This is a genomic window from Escherichia sp. MOD1-EC5950, assembly GCF_002965345.1.
Taxonomy (GTDB): Bacteria; Pseudomonadota; Gammaproteobacteria; order Enterobacterales; family Enterobacteriaceae; genus Escherichia; species Escherichia marmotae.
On sequence record NZ_PTSR01000084.1, the window covers coordinates 1 to 1,524 of the forward strand.

Annotated in this window: 2 protein-coding genes and 1 pseudogene; all 3 read right to left on the reverse strand. The window is 56.9% G+C overall.

The annotated features are described in order from the left end of the window. Positions 1-122 (reverse strand): annotated as a pseudogene (locus tag BEA93_RS24240) (fimbrial protein); the annotation flags it as partial. Positions 123-138: 16 nt separating this feature from the next. Beyond that, on the reverse strand, positions 139-906 hold the full coding sequence (locus tag BEA93_RS24245) for a fimbrial protein (protein WP_105267686.1): 768 nt from the start codon (positions 904-906) through the stop codon (positions 139-141). A 30-nt stretch (positions 907-936) separates the two neighbouring features. Further along, positions 937-1,524, reverse strand: a 588-nt coding sequence (faeH, locus tag BEA93_RS24250) for a F4 (K88) fimbria minor subunit FaeH (RefSeq protein ID WP_105267687.1), incomplete at its 5' end; no start/stop codon positions are given.

Genomic DNA, 1,524 nt, shown 5'->3' on the forward strand with positions numbered 1-1,524 from the left:
GCCATTCCCTCCTGCCAGTGGCCCGGCGGAATAATCAGGGGTTGTGCCAGCACACTGGCTGAAGTCAGAAAAAACAGAGCCGGAAACATACCGGACTTCAGACGATGAATAATATTCAGCACCGGACCGTCCTCCTGCTTACTGGTACTCAATACTTACCGGCAGTGAACCATGCCAGACCGACGGAACCTGCCCTTTCAGATATAACTCACCGTAACCGGCCATTATCTGTGCACCATATACACCTTCCACCTGACGCAGGGCCGCATCACTGAAACGACTCAGGCCATCTGAACCGGTAACCGTCATAACCTGAAGCCAGGATGGCCCCTCTCCTGCAAACATCGCCTGTAGTGCTCCCGGCACCTGCTCTGCCTGCATCATCTGCGCCTGCTCCGGCAGACCATTCGCATTCAGGTCGTCATAAACACCGGTATACACCAGATGTCCCCCCTGTGCATGACGCAACACACCTGCCGCCTGCAGACGGAAAACAAAACGTCCTGATACTGCATTACCATCCCCGGACACCGGCAGAACCACCTCGGCCGTCCCCGGCGCCGTCCATGACAGGCTGAAATTTTCCATACCCTTGCCATAGATAACCCGTGGCGACAACCCTTCACGTCCGGCCGTCGTTGTGAATGCTGTTTTTCCCAGCAATACAGGCAATGCCGGCACCGGCACCCGGACCATCACCTCCCCCTCACCAACAGGTACAGCCGGGCTGGCTGAGTCCAGATAACGGGAGCCTGCCCCCACTTTCCATACCCACGGGTTACGGGTGCTGGTCACTGCCCCTTCCAGCTTAAGCTCTCCGCTGAAATCCTCTCCCGGCGTGTTCCAGGCCAGTACGCAGGAAGGCAGGAGGCTGGCAGCAAACAGAAATAACGTCACCTTTTTCACTTCTCTTCTCTCCTTATATCCCTGCAACCATCACTGTACCGTGACCGTCACATTCAGCCCTGCCTGCCATGCTGCAGGTGTACCCTCCGCCGGCAACCGCAGTTCAAAATCCGACACTGCTGAGGCATATGCCGCAGCCAGATTCATCACCCGACCGTCAGCCAGTATCCCCTGAGAGATGACCTGACCATTGTCTGCGGCACTCATGCCATTGCCAAAACCCTGGTTCATCAGAAGTAATGTGGAAAGGCGGGTTTTAAGCCACTGTGGCAGCGTTCCTGACTGTACATCCGTCACACTCTGCCCACTGACCAGCGACATCCCTGCCGGCACTGTCGCCCCCTCTTCCTGTGCACCGGCACTGACTGCCATCCCCTGATTCAGGGTGAAAGAAAGCTGCCCCGACACATTTCCCGTCTCCGGGTCACGCACCGGGACAGAGGCGCGAAAGCGTTGCGCCGTAGTGCCACTGCCTTCCTTTACGGCGAAAGGCTGTCCGTTACTGCTGAAGGTAATAAAGGGTGTGAATCCGGGACCACCTCGCTCAGCCACTTCATGCAGATGTCCCTCCAGAAACGGCAGAGCCCCTTTATCACGCAAATTAAAAACCAGTTGCCC